We start from the raw sequence: 17707 nt of genomic DNA, 5'->3' as shown, positions 1-17707 counted from the left end.
TTCATGCCGCAAAGGTATGGGTATCAGGGCCGCGCAGGCTGCATACCCATTTTGCTCAAGTGCTGCACGGCAACAGTGGCGCCCATTGCCTGCGCAGCGTCCAGCGCATTGATGCCCTTGGCATCGCAAGCACGGAGGTCAGCGCCCTTGCTGATCAGGTAATCGACGATCTCGATACGATTGAACATGGCTGCCATCATCAACGCCGTGCGGCCATCGGCAGAGGCGGCATCCAGATCGGCACCTGCTTCGACCAGCAACTTGACGACGGTCAGATCACCCTTGAACGCTGCGCCTGCAATGGGACTCTGGCCGTTGTCGTTGCGAATTTCCGGATCGGCCCGGTGGTTCAGCAGCACCCGGACAGCATCTGCATGGCAGTGATAGCTGGCCAGCATCAATAGCGTATCGCCTTTGTGATTGCGCAGGTCTGCTGGCAGGCCCTTCTCGAGCAGGCGTTCCAGCATCACAGCATCGCCCTGACGAGCAACGTCGAAAACCTGTTCGGCGAAGGCAGCAGCCTCGTCTTCGGTCATCGTCTTGGGCGGGTTGGCGGTTGAATCGGTCATCAATGGCTCCTTGGCGCAAGGTACTCCGGGAATCCAGTGCTCCCGGCAGCGATAAAACAATGACCGCAAGACGCGCCAGCTGTTCGATCCGCTTTTTGGCCTCCAGCTTCAGAGGGTTGGTGTGTCCAGCAGTTCAATGACAGCGGGAACAACGAAGGCGCGAGCAGCTAACCGGCTTATCTGCCCGAAGCGCCGCCCCGCAAAACCCGCAAAATGCAGGGCGCACGATGGGTGTTCATGCAAAATGCACGAGACCTGAAATTTTCAAATATATTAAGCCATTGATTTTAAAGGAATAAATTGTAGTGCAAAGACTGGCACAGTCGCTGCAACAGTACTTGCAAGCTTGTTATCCCATGAGCAATGGAGCCGCCAAACATGACTTTTATTCAAGAAAAATTCGCTTCCGTATTCTCCGACTACACCGTTAACACCCAGCCGCGTCCGGACGGTGGTGTTTTGGTTTCGTTGCGCAGTGCCGAAGGCAAACAGATCCGTCGCTCGGTGTCCTATGCGCAGTTGCACACCCCGGTTCAGCTGGAATGGGTAATCAGCGCCATCCGCCGCGATCTGGCGGCACAGGCCAGTGAATTGCCAGCTATCTCGATGCTGCAAAGCCAGCATCGCTTTGACCTGCCGACTTATCACACACGTTGATTTTCTTTGCCGCCCTTTCCGGGGCGGCATGCCGTTGTACGCTCTCTCATCCCTTGTTTGTCGCGATTACGCATGTTTTCGCGGTTTTTTTTGCCCGCGTTTTGATGGAGCAGGCTTGGCTGATCACCTGATCAGTCCGCGGCAAAGCGCTTCACCTACCGCCTGTGCCCGGTTCGCCACGCCCAGTTTTGAATAAATGGTCTTCAGGTGAAATTTGACCGTTGACTCAGAAACCTCCCGAATCATTGATATTTCCCAAGCGGTCTTTCCGTCTCTGGCCCACTGTAGAACTTCCAGTTCTCGGTGCGTTAAACCGCGGGAACTGAACTTCAACCCTCGTGCCACGCTGTGCAGTACGGGCATGAGACTGCTGATCAGGTATTTTTGTTCGGCGCTTATCGCACGTTCAATGTCACCCAAGGTGCATACCGAGGTGACGCTGTCTGCACCACGGCAGTGGTTAGTGTAACCATATGAGACGGCCGGAAGCAGTTCGCAGGCATCAACCGCTTTTTTGTAGCAGGCTGATATCGGGTATTGCCTGAATGCATCCTGCCAGTTCACGAACCCTAACTCATGGTGATAACAGCGGATGACCGGGTCGTGCCTGATCAGTTCGTGTCGGCGATACGCCTCACCCCACGCATCGTCGACATTGGACGTAATGAAGGTCAGCAGCAACGGCCCCTTGAACTGGTAGAACATCGCGCGCTCACTGCCGCATTCACGCCGCAACCATTCGAGGGCATTCTCGATGGCAGTCTGGCCATCGAGTTCGGTAATCGTGCTCACCATTTGCTGTATCAGTAGATCCTTGGTCGCGCTCTCTTTCATGGCACTGCACATCGCTGCCGCTCCCTCTGCGCCCCTGAGCCGGTACAGGTGTTGTCCGTGACTCGGGAAGTGATCGCGCAGAACTTACACGAATAAACGCGTCGAAAGACGACTGCCAGGACAAACAGAATCAACGCACTTTTGAACAGGAAAAGTCCCACTGTATGGCGGGATAAAGCTCACAAAAGTCAGCAGTCAATGTGCCAGCGCAGGTAGAAAACCGCGCAGTCAGCGGCATCAGGGCAATGCCGCTGGACAGAAGCATGGCCCGCCTGGATGACCAGCCTAGCTAGAAAGTGGCCGGATCGATGAGTGCAAAGCTCGCCACATTCTTGTGCCCAGCCAGTGTTCCCCCATCACGAACCAGACCGCAGGTGGCCATCCCCGCAGCTTTTGCAGCGTCCAGCTCTTCGACGATGTCCGAAAGGAACAGAACCTCTTGCGCGTCCTGGCCCATGGCGGCGGCAATCGTGCGGTAGGACTGCACCTCGCGCTTGGGGCCGGATGTGGTGTCGAAATAACCGCTGAACAGCCCTGACAGGTCGCCAGCTTCAGAGCAGCCGAAAATCAGTTGCTGGGCCTGGATCGAACCCGAGGAGTAAACATAAAGGCTGTAGCCCTGCCGATGCCAGTGCTGCAGCGCTTCAACGGCGTCCGGGTAAACATGCCCCTTGAGCTGACCGGCGTTGTAGCCCTGCTCCCAGACCATGCCCTGCAGGGCTTTGAGCGGCGTGGCCTTGCGGTCTTCCGCTATCCACTCGAGCAGAATCGCGATGACTCGCTCGACATCGGCGTCAGGCTCTTCACTCTGCACCCGAACGGCCTCCAGCTGCGACGCTACCTGAGGTTGATCGGCATTTTTGCGGACAAAGTCAGGCAAGTGCGTTCTGGCGAACGGAAACAGCACGTCGAACACGAAACTGACCGCACTGGTCGTGCCTTCGATATCCGTAAGAACAGCTTTGATAGGCATCAGAAACGGGCTCCTGTCAGTCTTCCAGCCGTGGGAAACGACCAGCAATGTCTTCACCGGTAAAGTTCGCGACCCAGCCTTCGGGGTTGTTGAAAAGCCGGATAGCAACGAAATGCGGGTTTTCACCCATATCGAACCAGTGCGGGGTACCGGCTGGCACAGAGATCAGGTCGTTCTTTTCGCACAGAACTGCGTATACGTAGTCGCCGATGTGCAGTGTGAACAGACCCCTTCCGGCCACAAAAAAGCGTACTTCGTCTTCACCGTGACGATGCTCTTCAAGAAATTTGGCGCGCAATTCGGCTTTCTGCGGGTGATCACTGTTCAGGCTGATGACGTCCACCGTCACGTAACCGCGCTCGTTCATCAGCCTGTCGATCTGCGAGCGATAAGCGTTGATCACTTCCTCCTGGCTGGCACCGGGGGTAATAGGGGTAGCCGCTTCCCATCGGTCGAACGCTACGCCCTGCTCGGCCAGTGTCGACGCGATGTCCTCCAGATGGGTCAGCACCTTGTTGGGAGTATCCGGGCTTGAAACGTGATAAACGGACAGGCTGCTCATGGCTGTAATCCTCGGTTTGGGGCAGCGCCCTCCGGCTTTTACAGGCCGGTCAGGCGTAACTACAGGTTAATACGTGTCTGGATTGACCCGACGTCGTCAACGGTTCATCACCGTACGCATTTTCAGCTCGCATTCGAACAGAAACTCGAATGCCTCGATCTGGCGCAATGCATCATTCATCCTTGCGCCCCATGTATAAAGACCGTGACCGCGAATCAGGTAGCCAGCGCAATCGGGGTGCGCGTCCAGCCACGGTTGCACTTTTGCGGCCAGACGGGCGATGTCCTGGTCATTGTCGAAAATAGGCACGACCACCTTGGACGCGTGGGTCACCACGCCATGAAAGGCCTTCTGCAGCTCGTAATCTTCAAACACCAGATGATCTGCAGCGATCAGCCTCGACAACACAGTCGCATTCACCGAATGGGTGTGCAGCACGGCTCCAACTTCTGGCCGGCAGTTGTAGAGCTGCGTATGCAGCAGTGTTTCGGCAGAGGGCTTCTTGCCGGGTTCCAGGCTGTTGCCTGCCATATCAGTGGCCAGCACATCATCAGGCCCCAACTGCCCTTTGTGTTTGCCGGACACAGTCAACAAGGCTTCGCTGGCCGACAGGCGCGCGGAGTAGTTGCTGCTGGTGGCTGGCGACCAGCCACGACCGTACAGGAATCGTCCTGCCTCGATGATGTCCTGACTCAGTTGTTCGCGGCTCATGCACCTTCCTCTTTCTTGGGTGTGACAATCATGACGGCTGCGGCAATGGCTGCAAGGCTGGCAATGGAAAATGTCCAGGCTGGCCCCAGCGCGTTCCAGCTGTAACCGGAGTACAAAGCGCCCAGCGCACCGCCAACCCCGGACAAGGCAGCATAAAGCGCCTGCCCTTGGCCCTGCTGACGCGGACCGAAACTACGTTGCACGAAATGGATGGCAGCAGCATGAAAGCTGCCGAACGTAGCAGCATGCATCACTTGCGCAACCAGCAGTGCAGGCAGGTGCTTGGCAAACAGGCCCAGCAAAAGCCAACGCAGCGCGGCCAGCAAAAAGCTTGCGAATAGCACCTGGCGCACTGAAAACCGCTGGAGGATGCGGCTCATGGCCATGAACATCAGCACTTCGGCCACCACCCCTACCGCCCACAACATGCCGATCAGACCACGGCTGTAGCCCAGCGCTTCCAGGTGCAAGGTCAGAAACGTGTAATACGGACCGTGACTGAACAGCATCAGCGCAACACTGATATAGAACGCCAGCACTCCAGGCCGCGCCAGCTGGCGAATAAACCCTCCGCCATCCGCTTCGCGGGTCGAGATGGGTGGCTGCGCATTGGGCACCCACCAGCTGCTGACGGCAATGCCAGCCATGATCGCCAGCAAGATATACGGAAACAGGTCGAGGCTGAAACGTTCGAACACTCGCCCCAGCAGCACCACCGCCAGAATGAAGCCGATGGAGCCCCATAGCCTGATCTGGCTGTAACGTGCGGCCTGGCCTTGCAGATGGGCAAGCGTGATGACTTCAAATTGCGGCAGGATGGCGTGCCAGAAGAACGCATACAGCGCCATGACCAGCGCCAGCCAGGCATAGGTTTTTTCAAGCAGAATCAGTGAAAACGCCAAGAGTGTGAACACTGCACCGAAACGCACGATCGCCAGGCGCCGCCCTGTGTAGTCGCCCAGCCAGCCCCAGACGTTGGGCGCCACACAGCGCATCAGCATGGGGATGGCAATCAGCTCGCCGATCCGGGCGCTGGCAAAGCCGAGGTGGCTCAGGTAAAGCGCCATAAACGGCGCCGACGCCCCCAGCAAGGCGAAATAACACACGTAAAACCCGGACAGCCTCCAGTACGGAAGCTGCCTGCCGGGGAGTGCTGTCACGCTAGCAGACCGCAACCGTGACGGCGCTTGTCACAGCTGCGCCAGCACAGGCGTATCGACGCGAACATCGGCATTCTGTCCGCGATGACGCAGCAGGTGGTCCAGCAACACCATGGCCATCATCGCCTCGGCAATAGGCGTGGCGCGAATACCGACACAAGGGTCATGGCGCCCCTTGGTGATGACATCGCCCGGGGCACCATTCACATCGATTGATCGCCCCGGCGTGGTGATGCTGGACGTCGGCTTGAGCGCCAGATGCGCGATGATCGGCTGACCGGAGGAAATGCCGCCGAGAATGCCGCCCGCCTGATTCGACAGAAAACCCTGCGGCGTCATTTCGTCACGATGCTCTGTGCCACGCTGGGCCACACAGTCGAAGCCGGCGCCAATCTCCACGCCCTTGACTGCGTTGATGCTCATCAGCGCATGGGCCAGTTCGGCATCCAGACGGTCGAAAATCGGCTCGCCCAGGCCCGGCATCACGCCTTCAGCCACCACCGTGATTTTCGCGCCGACCGAATCCTGGTCGCGACGTAGCTGGTCCATGTAGGCCTCCAGCTCTGGCACTTTGTCGGGGTCAGGGCAGAAAAAAGCGTTGTCTTCGACCGAATCCCAGGTTTTGAACGGGATCTGGATCGGCCCCAACTGGCTCATGTAACCGCGGATGACAATGCCTTGGGTCGCCAGGTATTTCTTGGCAATGGCCCCGGCAGCAACGCGCATGGCGGTCTCCCGCGCAGAGCTGCGGCCGCCGCCCCGGTAATCACGGATGCCGTACTTGTGGTGGTAGGTGTAATCGGCGTGAGCGGGCCGGAACAGGTCCTTGATGGCAGAGTAGTCCTTGGACTTCTGATCTGTGTTGCGGATCAGCAGGCCGATGGAGGCACCCGTGGTCTTGCCCTCGAAGACGCCCGACAGGATTTCGACCTCATCGGCTTCCTGGCGCTGGGTCGTGTGGCGGCTGGTGCCGGGCTTGCGGCGGTCCAGATCACGCTGCAGATCTTGCAGATCAAGCTCAAGCCCGGGCGGGCAGCCGTCGACGATAGCGACCAGCGCCGGGCCGTGGCTTTCGCCGGCGGTGGTGACAGTGAACAGCTTGCCGAAAGTGTTGCCGGACATGCGGGCGCTCCGAAAAATCAGCCAAAAAACCAGATCGTTGAAACAAGCGCGCCAGTATACGCAGCCTCGCGGTTCAGTTCATCCTCGAACCTTCTGTGACCGCGTGCGTCCAAGCGAGACCCCACCCATGATGGCCATGCGATGTTATCCGGTAATTCCCCGATTCGAGCGTTCAAACGACTGTGCCTTCTGGCGCTGCCGGTCACACTGATCCTGACCCTGATGCCTGGCGCAGCCAGCGCTGCAGGGCCGACAACGGTGCAGCGTACAGTCAGCGTGGACACTGAAAACGGCAAGCTTTACGGCACCTTGCTGATGCCGCGCTCGGACACACCTGTGCCGGTGGTGCTTATCATTGCTGGCTCAGGCCCGACTGACCGCAACGGCAATAACCCGGAAGGCGGACGCAACGACAGCATGAAGCGCTTGGCGGTGATCCTGGCCAACAACAATATTGCCAGCGTGCGCTACGACAAGCGTGGTGTGGCAGCCAGCAAGGCGGTAACGCCGGATGAGCGCAACCTCAGTGTCGAACGCTATGTTGCCGACGTGCAGCTATGGGTCAGGGCAATCAAGGCTAACCCGCGCCTGGGTCAGTTGATCCTGCTGGGCCATAGCGAAGGCGCGCTGGTCGCAAGCCTAGCGGCGGAAAAGGCCGGCGCAGCGGCAGTGATCTCTGTAGCCGGCACCGGCAGACCTGTGGATGAAGTGCTGCGCGAGCAATTCCGCGAGCGACTTCCGCCAGAACTGCTACAGCGCAGTGATCAATTGCTCGATGAACTCAAGGCGGGCAAAACCGACGAAAAGGTTCCCTCCGAGCTGGAGGTGGTGTTCCGTCCCAGTGTCCAGCCCTATCTGATTTCGCTGTTTCGGCAGAACCCGGCAGCTGCCTTTGGCGCATTGCATGTTCCTGCGCTGATCGTCCAGGGGCGCAATGACATCCAGGTCGGCGTGCGTGACGCTCTGCTGCTGAAAAAAGCCAAACCCGACGCCGAACTGGCCCTGATCGACGGCATGAATCATGTGCTGCGCATCGTGCCGGACGACCTGCAGCAACAACTGCTGTCTTATCGCAACCCGACCCAGCCCTTGGCTGACGAAGTGACGTCGCGCATTGTGGGCTTTATCAAGGCATTGCCCGCGTCGGCAAAAAAGAACTGACTGACAGCAACCACCCACCCTTCAGTCTCGGCCGCTCTGGCCGATAGCGGTTTGCCGGCCTTGTGTTTTGCTGCACAAGGTCAAGGACAGGGCCACCGCTATGACTGACGCGAATATCATGACCGAAACCACTGCAGAACCCATCAGCACAGAAGCCGAGGTTGCGGCACCGCCACAACCGTGGGAAGACGTTCTGCCCGAAAGTTTTCAGATGCTGCGCCTCGCACCGCAACCTACTGACCGGGCTACCGGTGGGCGGCCGTTGCGTTTTGTGCAGTTCGGTCGTGCCGAACGTCACAGCAAGGCGCTGAGCCTGCTGCGCATCAACATTCAGTTGCCCGGCCAACGCGTTCGTAAAGAACAGAACAATCTGGATTTATGGGCCGACCACGAGAAACGCATTGTGCGTTTCGGCCCGGAGTCAGGCTTGCAGATAGAGCCATGGAACCGGGGGATCGGTCGCTTCATGATCGCCCATGCGGTCCACTGGGCACAGAAAAGATGGTCCTCCTACAAGATCGAGGGCGTGGCCCTGGCCAGCAAGGACGGCTTGAACGAAGACACCCGCCTGCGCCGCGATCACTTTCTGCGCACCCTCGGCTTCGAAGTCGCTTATGCCGACGCCCAGCACATGAAAGGCAGTATCAAGGATGTGCATGTTGGCAACCTGCACAGCACCTGGAACAACGACAAGGTGCAGATCGTCGAAATTCTCGAAGCGTCGCAAATGCTGGAAAAGGCAGAAAAAAACATGATCGAACAGGAAGTCACCATCCGCCAGCACGAAGAGCGGGTCGGCAAATACAAGCGTGAGGACGCCAGTCTGCGTTTCACGATTGCCTGCCTGGTAACTTTCGCTGTGTTCCAGGCAGGGCTGCTGATCTGGATCGCCACGCACCGCTGAAACGGCTTGCCTGCGGACTGCCGGGGCTGCGATGCCAGCCCCTGTCAGGTTCGCCTCAGATTCGAGACTGAAACAGTGCCTGATGCTCGCGGCACTGCTCGACAGTCAGCATGAACACACCGTGGCCACCACGCTGAAAGTCCAGCCAGGCGAAATCGACTTCCGGGTACAGCGCCTGTACGTGTACCTGGCTGTTGCCCACTTCGACGATCAGCAAACCCTTCTCGTTCAGATGATCGGCGGCCTGGGCCAGCATGCGGCGTACCAGGTTCAGACCGTCATTGCCGCAGGCCAGCGCCAGTTCCGGTTCGTGCTGGTACTCGTCCGGCATGTCGGCGAAGTCTTCGGAATCCACATAAGGCGGATTGGACACGATGAGATCGAAGCGTTGCCCCGGCAGACCGTCGAACCCATCGCCCTGCACGGTGTAGACCCGATCTTCCATACCGTGGCGCTCGATGTTCTGGTTGGCCACTTCAAGCGCGTCGTAGGACAGGTCGGCCAGCGCCACTTCGGCTTCGGGAAACTCGTCGGCACAGGCGATACCGATACAACCGGAGCCGGTACACAAGTCCAGAATCCGCGCAGGCTCACTGGCCAGCCACGGCGCAAAGCGCTCTTCGATCAGTTCGGCGATGGGTGAGCGCGGGATCAGCACACGCTCGTCGACAATGAACGACATGCCGCAAAACCAGGCCTCGCCCAGCAGGTAGGGCGTCGGAATACGGTCGTCGATGCGGCGTTTGATCAGGCGTTGCAGCTCGGATATCTCATCGACTTCCAGACGGCAGTCCAGATAGCTGTCGGCGATTTCCCACGGCAGATGCAAAGCGCCCAGCACCAGTTGGCGAGCTTCGTCCCAGGCGTTGTCAGTGCCATGACCGAAAAACACATCTTCCTCGTGAAAGCGGCTGACGGCCCAACGGATATGGTCGCGTACGGTACGCAAACGGGAGGTGATCATGAACAAACTCCTTAAAAAACGACGAGCCACTTTGACAGGCCTGGATCCGGACAACGACGCACGCTTCGTACCCGCTAAACCCGGGAGTTTCCACGATTCGTCTGATGCCATCAAGGCAAACCGCCATCCGCCATGCCCGCAACGTGCCCTGCAGGCCACGGAAAACGTGGCTTTCGATAGTTGCCATTCCCAGAACGCTTCAGCCAGAGGACAATGTCGCAAAAGCCCCACTCAAAGGAGCCCGTGGATGTCCGATTTAAAGACCATGTTTCAACTCAGTGGCCGGGTGCATGCGCCCGCCAGCCTGAGCAACGCGACGCTGATCATCATCGACGCCCAGAAAGAATACCTGAGCGGTCCACTGGCGCTGACCGGGGTCGAAGAAGCGCTGGCCAACATCGGTCAACTGGTCGCCAAGGCTCGCGCAGTCAAGTGTCCGATCGTACATGTCCGTCATCTGGGCACCGTCGGCGGCCTGTTCGACCCGCAGGGCGAGCGCGGCCAACTGGTTTCGGGACTTTCGCCACAAGACGACGAACACCTGGTCGAAAAACGTTTGCCCAACGCCTTCAACGGCACTGGCCTTCACGAGCTGCTGCAACGTCTGGGGCACTTGGATCTAGTGGTCTGCGGGTTCATGAGTCACTCGAGCATCAGCACCACAGTGCGCGCTACCAAGGATTACGGTTATCGCTGCACGCTGGTTGATGATGCCTGCGCGACCCGCGACCTGCCGAGCCCGCACGGTGTCGTCAGCGCCGAGGTTGTCCACCGGACCGAGATGGCAATCATGGCGGACAACTTTGCCACGCTGGCCCTCACCAAAGACCTGATCTGAAAGTGCCTGACCGAGGGGTTGTGTGAACGCGCTCACATAACCGCCCATCCTTTGCTGCCCGGTTATGTACCGGAAGCGGGAACCACCCCTCTTTATCCAAGTCACAGCGCCGATACCCGCTCAGCCGCTACCTATCGAGGAAAGGCATGAAAACGTCAGATGGTTTCAATGCACGTCGCTTGCGCAACAAAGGCCCGGGTAACTGGGGCAAGCGCATCGGTATGCTGATCGCGTTGATGCTGGCGGTTGTGGGCCTGGTGCTGACCTTCGCCGGTGCCTCCAGCCTGATCGGCCATCCTCAAATGCTGGGCGAGCTGAATGCCAGCCCAGGTGGCGCCGCTTTCGTCGCGATCAGTGGGCTACTGGTGTTTTACCTGGGCATCTGGCTCTGGCGGCGTTGCCGACGCCAGCGCGGATCGAGCGGCTTGAGCATCTCCGCCCATTTGATGAAAAAACACAACTGAACCGCTCGCTTGAACGGGTAGACTAGCCTCCTTCGCGGAGGCCCCATGCAAGACGACGATTTTTCCCTGTTCAGAAGCGAGACGCGCGGCGTAAAGCCTCTCAAGCATGAACACGCTGATGTTGGCAAACCCAAGGCTGATCGAAAAATGCTGGCCCGCCTGCGCCAGTCGGCAACCGTGCGCACCGACTCGGTGATCATCGACGGGCTCTCGGATCAATTCGTGATCGATGTCGGCCCTGAAGATGTCCTGAGCTGGTCGCGGGACGGTGTTCAGGACGGGCAGATGCGCAAGCTCAAGCTCGGGCAGATTAGCTTCGAGGGCAGCCTCGACCTGCACGGCATGACCGTGGAAGTGGCTCGCGAAACCTTGTGGGAGTTTCTGGCAGAAGCCACAAAACTGGAGATACGCTGCGTGCGTGTCACACACGGCAAGGCGGTGCGTCTGGACGGTAAGCGCCCGATGATCAAGAGCCACGTCAACACTTGGTTGCGCCAGCATCCGCAGGTACTGGGCTTCTGTTCATGCGTGGCAAAACATGGCGGCGCAGGCGCTGTTTATGTGGTGCTCAAGCGCACCATGATGGAAGGACGCGACGAGTAGCCCGCTTCACGCCTTGTCGGGCAGACCGGGCATCAAGTGGGTAGCGACCTGGTCGCCAACGCGTGAGCAAGACGTTACAAACCCCGCCTGACACATTGATTTGCCGCGCTGCCGTACCCCCTACGCGTGCGTAAGTTACCGTGCGTAAGTTACTATGTGCGCCTCGGCGAACGGCCATGCCCTCGCATTTATCGAATCCCACACGGAAACACACTCCTGTGACACTGGAACAGAATTACACCGCCATACTCGGGCAACTGGGCGAGGACGTCTCGCGTGAAGGCCTGCTGGACACCCCCAAGCGCGCCGCCAAGGCCATGCAGTACCTGTGTCGCGGTTACGCCCAAACGCTGGAAGAGGTAACCAACGGCGCATTGTTCAGCTCCGAGGCCAGCGAAATGGTAATGGTCAAGGACATAGAGCTGTATTCCCTCTGCGAGCACCACCTTCTGCCATTTATCGGCAAGGCACATGTGGCGTACATCCCGCAGGGCAAAGTGCTGGGCCTGTCCAAGGTCGCGCGGATCGTCGACATGTATGCCCGCCGCCTGCAGATCCAGGAAAACCTGAGCCGTCAGATCGCCGAAGCCATTCAACAGGTAACCGGCGCGCTGGGCGTTGCAGTGGTGATTGAAGCCAAACACATGTGCATGATGATGCGCGGCGTCGAAAAGCAGAATTCGGCCATGATCACTTCGGTGATGCTCGGCGAATTCCGTGAAAACGCAGCGACTCGCAGTGAGTTTCTCAGCCTGATCAAGTAATGCGTTCAGCCTGCGTTCACGTGCGATAGCGCACGCTGAACGCTGTGCAGAACTCACCCGCTGTCCGCAAGAGGTATGAACGTGTTCATGAAAGCGTTAAGAGTGGGCCTGGGCCAACTCGTCATCGGCATCGACTTCCTGACCCGCCCAAGCAAGAAAAAACGCGATCCGCAAAGCCAGGCGGCGGTCGATGAAGCAGCACAGAACCTGACGCTTTATCAGTTTCACGCCTGCCCGTTCTGCGTAAAGACCCGCCGTGCCCTGCGTCGCCTCAACGTGCCGGTCGCGCTGCGCGATGCGAAGAACAACGAGCTCGATCGCCAGACCCTGCTCAACGAAGGCGGCAAAATCAAGGTGCCTTGCCTGCGTATCGAAGAAGAAGACAAGACAGTGTGGATGTATGAATCCAAGGTGATCATCGATTACCTTGATCAGCGCTTCGGAGCAATCTGAGCAGCGATTGCCCGACGTCGATCAACGCGGGCAATCTTCCTCGCGACAAGCAACACAGACTTGCAACTGCTTGAGCCGCACGAGGATGTGCTCGGCCAAGCATTGCGCTTGCACCAGCGGCCACATCGAGCCGGAGTCTTCCGGCTTGCCCGCCTGAGTACTGCCAGCTCATTGGCGGCGCAGGTGTTCAGGTTAGTCCAGCATGCCGATGTAGCCCGGCTGAGCCTGAACTCGCTCCAGCCAGCGACGGATACCGGTGTACGGTGTGAGGTCGAAACCGCCTTGATGCGCCACATGGGTGTAGGCATACAGGGCGATATCGGCAATCGAAAAATTATCGCCGACCAGAAACGGCGTGCGATCAAGCTGCTGCTCCATGACGGCCAGTGCCCGGTAACCGGACTTCTGCATGGCGCGATATTCGACCATGCGCTCGGCAGGCAAGCCCAGGTAAAACTGGATGAAACGCGCAACCGCCACTGAAGGCTCGTGGCTGTACTGCTCGAAGAATTGCCACTGCAGTACCTGGGTGCGCAAACGCGGTTCGGCCGGGAGGAACCTGGAGCCATCGGCGAGAAAGTTGAGAATCGCATTGGACTCCCACAAGCAGGTGCCATCTTCCAGCTCCAGCACCGGGATCTTGCCGTTGGGGTTCTTTTCCAGAAAAGCCGGGGTCTGGGTTTCGCCATTGAGAATATCGACCGGCACCCACTCGTACTCGCTGCCCAGCAGGTTAAGCATCAGCTTGACCTTGTAGCAGTTGCCCGAGTTGTAATCGCCATAAACCTTGTACATCGCCCTGCCCTCTTGATATGCCTGTGTTGCCGGATCGAATCAGGCAGCTTTCAGATTCTGTGCCGCCCGGACCACGGATGCCAGTCGTTTTATGCCCTCATCCAGGCGCGTCGGGTCGATGTGGCTGAAATTTAGCCGCAGATGGCCATGATTGGCATCAGGATCAGCGAAAAACGGCTCGCCCGGCATGAACGCAACATCCTGCTCCAGCGCGGCATCCAGCAAGGTCCGGGTGTCCAGTGGCTGTTTGAGGGTCAGCCAGAAAAACAACCCGCCTTGTGGACTGTTCCACACTGCCAGATCCGAAAAATGCGTCTGCAAGGCGCTTTCAAACGCATCACGGCGACCGCGATAGAACTCGCACAGGGTCACCAGATGCTCACGATAGTGCTCAGTGCCGATCCACTGCAAGGCCTGCCACTGGCCAGGACGATTGGTATGCAGGTCGGCGGACTGTTTCAGGCGCAACAAATGTGGAAACAGGTCGGGACTGGCAATCAGATAACCGACGCGCAGGCCAGGCAGCAGCGTTTTGGAAACCGTGCCGGTGTAAATCCAGCTGGCTTTTTTCAGGCTGCTGACGATCGGCTTTGCGCTGCCGCCATCGAAACTCAGCTCACGGTACGGTTCGTCTTCGATAAGCGTCACGTCGAACTCGTCCAGCAGCGCCGCAACCGCATCGCGACTGGCCTGGCTGTAGCGCACTGCCGAGGGGTTCTGAAACGTTGGAATCAGATAGGCGAAGGCCGGCTTGTGTTGTTCAAGACGCTGACGCATGGCGAGCAGATCAGGGCCTTCAGCCAGCAAGGGCACGGTGATGCAATTTGCGCCGAACAACTGAAATATCTGCAGCGCGGCCAGGTACGTGGGCGCTTCGAGCAGAATCTCGGTGCCCTTGTCTATGTACAGCTTGGCCGCCAGGTCCAGTGTTTGCTGAGAACCGCTGACCACCATGACCTGACTGGCCTCACAGGCAATACCCAACGCTCGGGCGTCGGCCGCCAACGCCTCATGCAGCGCAGGTTCGCCTTCGCTCATACCGTACTGCCCAAGAGAAACAGGCATGTCGGCCCATTCGACTTTGGGCAGCATCGCTTCGGCAGGCAGGCCTCCGGCAAACGACATCACCTCCGGACGCTGAGCAGCAGCGAGGATCTCGCGAATCAAAGAGCTTTTCAGACGGGAAACGCGTTCGGAGAATGCCATGGTACTTACCTGTAGCCGAGACAAAGGAAAATGAGTCAAACTTATTGACTAAAATTACGACGATCACTTCGGATACGTCAACATGCTTGACTTAAAAAAACCTGCCAATCAACAAATCGCCATGGAGGCCTTCTTTTTCGGCTATCAGGCATTCACCGCCAAGGCCGATGAAATGCTGGCCAAGCGCGGCTTCAGTCGTGTGCATCAGCGCATCGTGTTTTTCATCGCCCGCTACCCCGACTTGAGCGTCAAGGAACTGCTCACGGTACTGGGCGTGAGCAAGCAGGCACTCAACGCCCCGCTCCGCCAATTGATCGCCATGAACCTGGTACACAGCGCTGCCCCCGAGAATGACAAACGCAAGCGGTTGCTGGCACTGACCGAAGAAGGCTGCCGGTTCGAGCAAGGGTTGCGGCGCGAGCAGGTCAAGCTGTTGCAACGCGTGTTCGCCGAAGCGGGTCAGAGCGCAGTGGATGGCTGGATGTCGGTCAACCTGGCGCTGGGCCAGACGCTGCAATCCGGCGCCTGCCCGGTCAGCACTGAAGTCGAGTAAACGCACCGGGCGCAACTGTGCTGGCGTTTACTCGTATCGCTGTATAGCAAGGCTGCGTAGCCATACGTTTAGGCTTGGCGTCCTTTGCTACCTGCCCGTTTCAAGGACGTCCTGCATGAACGAGATCCTCAAGGTGCCACCGCAACCACTGCGGCCATGGGCCGATACATCGCCGTCTGCGTTAGTGGCGGGTTTCATTGCCATGATGACCGGTTGCACCAGTTCGCTGGTACTGATGTTCCAGGCCGGGCAGGCTGCCGGGTTGAGCAACCTGCAGATTTCGTCATGGCTGTGGGCCTTGTTCATGGGCATGGCGGTGTGCAGCGTTGGCCTTTCCTTGCGTTACCGCACGCCGATCACTGTGGCGTGGTCCACACCCGGCGCGGCGCTGTTGATCACCAGCCTCGGCGGTGTGACGTACCCGGAGGCAGTCGGCGCATTCATGACCAGCGCAGTTCTGGTCATTCTCTGCGGCTTGACCGGCAGCTTCGAGCGCATGGTCCGACGCTTGCCGGCTTCTCTGGCAGCAGCCTTGCTGGCGGGAATCCTGTTCAGGATCGGCAGTGATATTTTCGTCGCCGCACAGCATCGCACCGGGCTAGTGATGGGCATGTTTTTCACTTACCTGCTGGTCAAGCGTCTTTCACCGCGCTACTCGGTGCTGCTCGCGCTGCTGGTCGGCATCGTGATATCCGCCCTGCTGGGCTTGCTGAACTTCAGCGGCCTGGCACTGCAAGTGGCGATGCCAGTCTGGACCACCCCCGAGTTTTCATGGGCGGCGACTGTCAGCATCAGCATTCCATTATTCGTGGTGGCCATGACCTCCCAGAACATGCCGGGGGTCGCCGTGCTGCGCGCCGACGGTTACTACCCGCCTACCTCGCCACTGATTTCCGTGACCGGCATCGCCTCTCTGCTGACCGCTCCGTTCGGTTGCCACGGGATCAATCTGGCCGCCATCAGTGCCGCCATCTGCACCAGCCCTCAGGCTCACGAAGACAAAGCCAAGCGCTACACAGCGGCAATCTGGTGCGGGATTTTTTATGGTATCGCAGGGGTTTTCGGGGCCACGCTGGCAGGCTTGTTCAGCGCATTTCCCAAAGAACTGATGCTATCGATCGCCGCATTGGCATTGCTCGGTTCGATCACCAACGGCCTGACCGTGGCAATGGCCGAACCGAGTGAGCGCGAACCTGCGCTGATAACCTTCATGGTGACAGCTTCCGGGTTGACGCTGTTTTCAATAGGTTCGGCATTCTGGGGCATTGTGGCGGGCTTGCTGACCTTGTTGATTCTGAATGCACGCAAGGCGCCTTAGCGCTGGGCCATACCGGCTTGTTCAGCTGCGCGTGGCGGCAGCGACGAGCAAGGTTCCGGCATCGGCATCCAGTATCGCCTGGGTGCCCAGTGGCACGGCCTGGTTCAGGTCACCGTGGCCGACCGGCAAACCCCCGAGCACCGGGATTCCCAGGCTGCCAAGGCGCTCCAGCAACACATGAGCCGGGCTGATGGTGCCCCCGGTGTTGGGCGCCGGGGTGAACTCGCCCACCGCGATACCCGCCAGACGTTCGAGAATGCCGCAGTTGCCCAGATGAGTCAGCATGCGGTCGACCCGATAAGCAGGCTCTTTGACTTCCTCGATCAGCAGAATCGCCCCGGTCATGTCCGGCATGAACGGCGTACCGACGGACGTATCGAGAATGCACAGATTGCCACCCAGCAACAGGCCCTGCGCACTGCCGCCGGTTCTGACCTTCGCTGTGGGTGAAGCCGGATCGGCCTTGAGCAACACCGGCTCGGTACTCATCAACGCATGGCGCATGCCGCTGACAAACAGACCACCTGCCCCCAATTGAGCGGCCACCGGACCATGAATGGTGGCCAGACGTGCATGGTTCCACAGCGCACCATGCAGGGCTGTAATGTCGGAAAAGCCGGTCACCAGCTTGGGGTCGCGGCGCACGGCTTCGATGTCCACGCGCGTGACAATCCGCTGCACGCCATACCCGCCGCGATTGCAGATGACCGCACGAATTTCCGGATCTGCCAGCGCTGCGTTCAAATCGGCGAGCCGCTCTTCATCGGTCCCTGAGTAAAACGAATAATTGCCCAATGCATGCGGATAGACGCGCGGACGCAGCCCCCAGCCCTTGAGCACCTCGACTGCAGCTTCAAGCTTGGCGGGGTCCACCGGGCCTGCCGGCGAAACCAGCGCCACGGCGTCGCCGGCCCGCAGTACTTGAGGGTGAAGGGTCTGAAGATTCGTCGTGGGCATTGCACTCGTCCGGGCATTCATTTGACCAGCAATGTAGAGCACAGCGCTTAGCGACTCAAGCTGCAAGATGGCCTGATCAGGCCAGTCAAGTCGATCGCTTTGAACGCCAGAGGCTGAGTGGACTCTATCAACCACATGG

The 17707-nt window shown here is 59.0% G+C and carries 21 protein-coding genes and 1 pseudogene; 10 read left to right on the top strand and 12 right to left on the bottom strand.

What is annotated here, in order from left to right; genetic code table 11:
• Positions 1 to 23 precede the first annotated feature (23 nt).
• Positions 24 to 569: an ankyrin repeat domain-containing protein gene (locus tag POR16_RS08440; protein WP_005887495.1), complete on the bottom strand. Its 546-nt coding sequence runs from the start codon at positions 567 to 569 to the stop codon at positions 24 to 26.
• A gap of 378 nt (positions 570 to 947) precedes the next feature.
• Between POR16_RS08440 and POR16_RS08435 the strand changes: the two genes are divergently transcribed.
• A complete protein-coding gene (locus POR16_RS08435) occupies positions 948 to 1226 on the top strand; it encodes a DUF3509 domain-containing protein (RefSeq protein WP_005887494.1) in 279 nt (92 codons plus the stop codon).
• Positions 1227 to 1349: 123 nt separating this feature from the next.
• On the opposite strand, the gene POR16_RS08430 is transcribed toward POR16_RS08435, so the two are convergent.
• The 6 genes from POR16_RS08430 to aroC form a co-directional block, all read right to left on the bottom strand.
• Positions 1350 to 2072, bottom strand: a complete 723-nt coding sequence (locus POR16_RS08430) for a response regulator transcription factor (RefSeq protein ID WP_005887493.1) — start codon at positions 2070 to 2072, stop codon at positions 1350 to 1352.
• 277 nt (positions 2073 to 2349) lie between these two features.
• Positions 2350 to 3033 carry an acireductone synthase gene (gene mtnC / locus POR16_RS08425; RefSeq protein ID WP_005887492.1) on the bottom strand — a complete coding sequence of 228 codons (684 nt, stop codon included), beginning with the start codon at positions 3031 to 3033 and terminating at the stop codon, positions 2350 to 2352.
• Positions 3034 to 3049: 16 nt separating this feature from the next.
• Entirely contained in the window at positions 3050 to 3595 is a 546-nt protein-coding gene (locus tag POR16_RS08420; protein ID WP_005887491.1) for a 1,2-dihydroxy-3-keto-5-methylthiopentene dioxygenase, read from the bottom strand.
• Positions 3596 to 3691: 96 nt separating this feature from the next.
• On the bottom strand, positions 3692 to 4306 hold the full coding sequence (locus tag POR16_RS08415) for a methylthioribulose 1-phosphate dehydratase (protein WP_005887490.1): 615 nt from the start codon (positions 4304 to 4306) through the stop codon (positions 3692 to 3694).
• A complete protein-coding gene (locus tag POR16_RS08410; protein WP_042931984.1) occupies positions 4303 to 5466 on the bottom strand; it encodes an MFS transporter in 1164 nt (387 codons plus the stop codon). Before POR16_RS08410 ends, POR16_RS08415 begins: the two co-directional genes overlap by 4 nt.
• A 30-nt stretch (positions 5467 to 5496) precedes the next feature.
• On the bottom strand, positions 5497 to 6588 hold the full coding sequence (gene aroC, locus POR16_RS08405; protein ID WP_005887488.1) for a chorismate synthase: 1092 nt from the start codon (positions 6586 to 6588) through the stop codon (positions 5497 to 5499).
• 141 nt (positions 6589 to 6729) lie between these two features.
• Between aroC and POR16_RS08400 the strand changes: the two genes are divergently transcribed.
• Both POR16_RS08400 and POR16_RS08395 read left to right on the top strand, forming a co-directional pair.
• Positions 6730 to 7749, top strand: a complete 1020-nt coding sequence (locus POR16_RS08400; RefSeq protein ID WP_005887487.1) for an alpha/beta hydrolase — start codon at positions 6730 to 6732, stop codon at positions 7747 to 7749.
• 100 nt (positions 7750 to 7849) lie between these two features.
• A complete protein-coding gene (locus tag POR16_RS08395; protein WP_080267883.1) occupies positions 7850 to 8653 on the top strand; it encodes a hypothetical protein in 804 nt (267 codons plus the stop codon).
• Between the two features lie 55 nt (positions 8654 to 8708).
• Here the strand turns inward: POR16_RS08395 and prmB are convergent, their stop codons facing one another.
• Positions 8709 to 9617: a 50S ribosomal protein L3 N(5)-glutamine methyltransferase gene (gene prmB, locus POR16_RS08390; RefSeq protein WP_005887485.1), complete on the bottom strand. Its 909-nt coding sequence runs from the start codon at positions 9615 to 9617 to the stop codon at positions 8709 to 8711.
• Between the two features lie 247 nt (positions 9618 to 9864).
• Here prmB and POR16_RS08385 point away from each other — a divergent pair, with 247 nt between their 5' ends.
• The 5 genes from POR16_RS08385 to POR16_RS08365 all read left to right on the top strand — a co-directional run bounded on the left by POR16_RS08385 (position 9865) and on the right by POR16_RS08365 (position 12739).
• The gene (locus tag POR16_RS08385; protein WP_005887484.1) at positions 9865 to 10455 is read left to right on the top strand and encodes a cysteine hydrolase family protein; all 591 of its coding nucleotides are present in this window, start codon (positions 9865 to 9867) and stop codon (positions 10453 to 10455) included.
• Between the two features lie 146 nt (positions 10456 to 10601).
• On the top strand, positions 10602 to 10919 hold the full coding sequence (locus POR16_RS08380) for a hypothetical protein (protein WP_005887483.1): 318 nt from the start codon (positions 10602 to 10604) through the stop codon (positions 10917 to 10919).
• 45 nt (positions 10920 to 10964) lie between these two features.
• Positions 10965 to 11522 (top strand): Smr/MutS family protein, encoded by a 558-nt coding sequence (locus POR16_RS08375; RefSeq protein WP_005887482.1) that lies wholly within the window; start codon positions 10965 to 10967, stop codon positions 11520 to 11522.
• Between the two features lie 218 nt (positions 11523 to 11740).
• Entirely contained in the window at positions 11741 to 12286 is a 546-nt protein-coding gene (folE, locus tag POR16_RS08370; RefSeq protein WP_005887481.1) for a GTP cyclohydrolase I FolE, read from the top strand.
• Positions 12287 to 12361: 75 nt separating this feature from the next.
• On the top strand, positions 12362 to 12739 hold the full coding sequence (locus tag POR16_RS08365; RefSeq protein ID WP_024670701.1) for a glutathione S-transferase N-terminal domain-containing protein: 378 nt from the start codon (positions 12362 to 12364) through the stop codon (positions 12737 to 12739).
• Positions 12740 to 12760: 21 nt separating this feature from the next.
• Here POR16_RS08365 and POR16_RS27255 read toward each other — a convergent pair.
• The 3 genes and pseudogenes from POR16_RS27255 to POR16_RS08355 all read right to left on the bottom strand — a co-directional run.
• Positions 12761 to 12895, bottom strand: a pseudogene (locus tag POR16_RS27255) (lysozyme inhibitor LprI family protein); the annotation flags it as partial.
• Positions 12896 to 12931: 36 nt separating this feature from the next.
• Positions 12932 to 13534: a glutathione S-transferase family protein gene (locus POR16_RS08360; protein ID WP_005887479.1), complete on the bottom strand. Its 603-nt coding sequence runs from the start codon at positions 13532 to 13534 to the stop codon at positions 12932 to 12934.
• Positions 13535 to 13573: 39 nt separating this feature from the next.
• Positions 13574 to 14740 (bottom strand): aminotransferase-like domain-containing protein, encoded by a 1167-nt coding sequence (locus POR16_RS08355; RefSeq protein WP_005887478.1) that lies wholly within the window; start codon positions 14738 to 14740, stop codon positions 13574 to 13576.
• 82 nt (positions 14741 to 14822) lie between these two features.
• Here POR16_RS08355 and POR16_RS08350 point away from each other — a divergent pair, with 82 nt between their 5' ends.
• Together POR16_RS08350 and POR16_RS08345 are read left to right on the top strand one after the other, a co-directional pair.
• The gene (locus POR16_RS08350) at positions 14823 to 15293 is read left to right on the top strand and encodes a MarR family winged helix-turn-helix transcriptional regulator (protein ID WP_005887477.1); all 471 of its coding nucleotides are present in this window, start codon (positions 14823 to 14825) and stop codon (positions 15291 to 15293) included.
• A gap of 115 nt (positions 15294 to 15408) precedes the next feature.
• On the top strand, positions 15409 to 16611 hold the full coding sequence (locus POR16_RS08345; RefSeq protein WP_005887476.1) for a benzoate/H(+) symporter BenE family transporter: 1203 nt from the start codon (positions 15409 to 15411) through the stop codon (positions 16609 to 16611).
• 21 nt (positions 16612 to 16632) lie between these two features.
• On the opposite strand, the gene POR16_RS08340 is transcribed toward POR16_RS08345, so the two are convergent.
• Positions 16633 to 17568: a S66 peptidase family protein gene (locus POR16_RS08340; protein ID WP_081033027.1), complete on the bottom strand. Its 936-nt coding sequence runs from the start codon at positions 17566 to 17568 to the stop codon at positions 16633 to 16635.
• Between the last annotated feature and the right edge of the window lie 139 nt (positions 17569 to 17707).

Origin of the sequence: Pseudomonas coronafaciens pv. oryzae str. 1_6, from assembly GCF_000156995.2 — a bacterium.
Taxonomy (GTDB): Bacteria; Pseudomonadota; Gammaproteobacteria; order Pseudomonadales; family Pseudomonadaceae; genus Aquipseudomonas; species Aquipseudomonas tremae.
The sequence above is the reverse complement of the archived record's forward strand: the minus strand, read 5'-3'. Positions and strand labels throughout refer to the sequence as shown.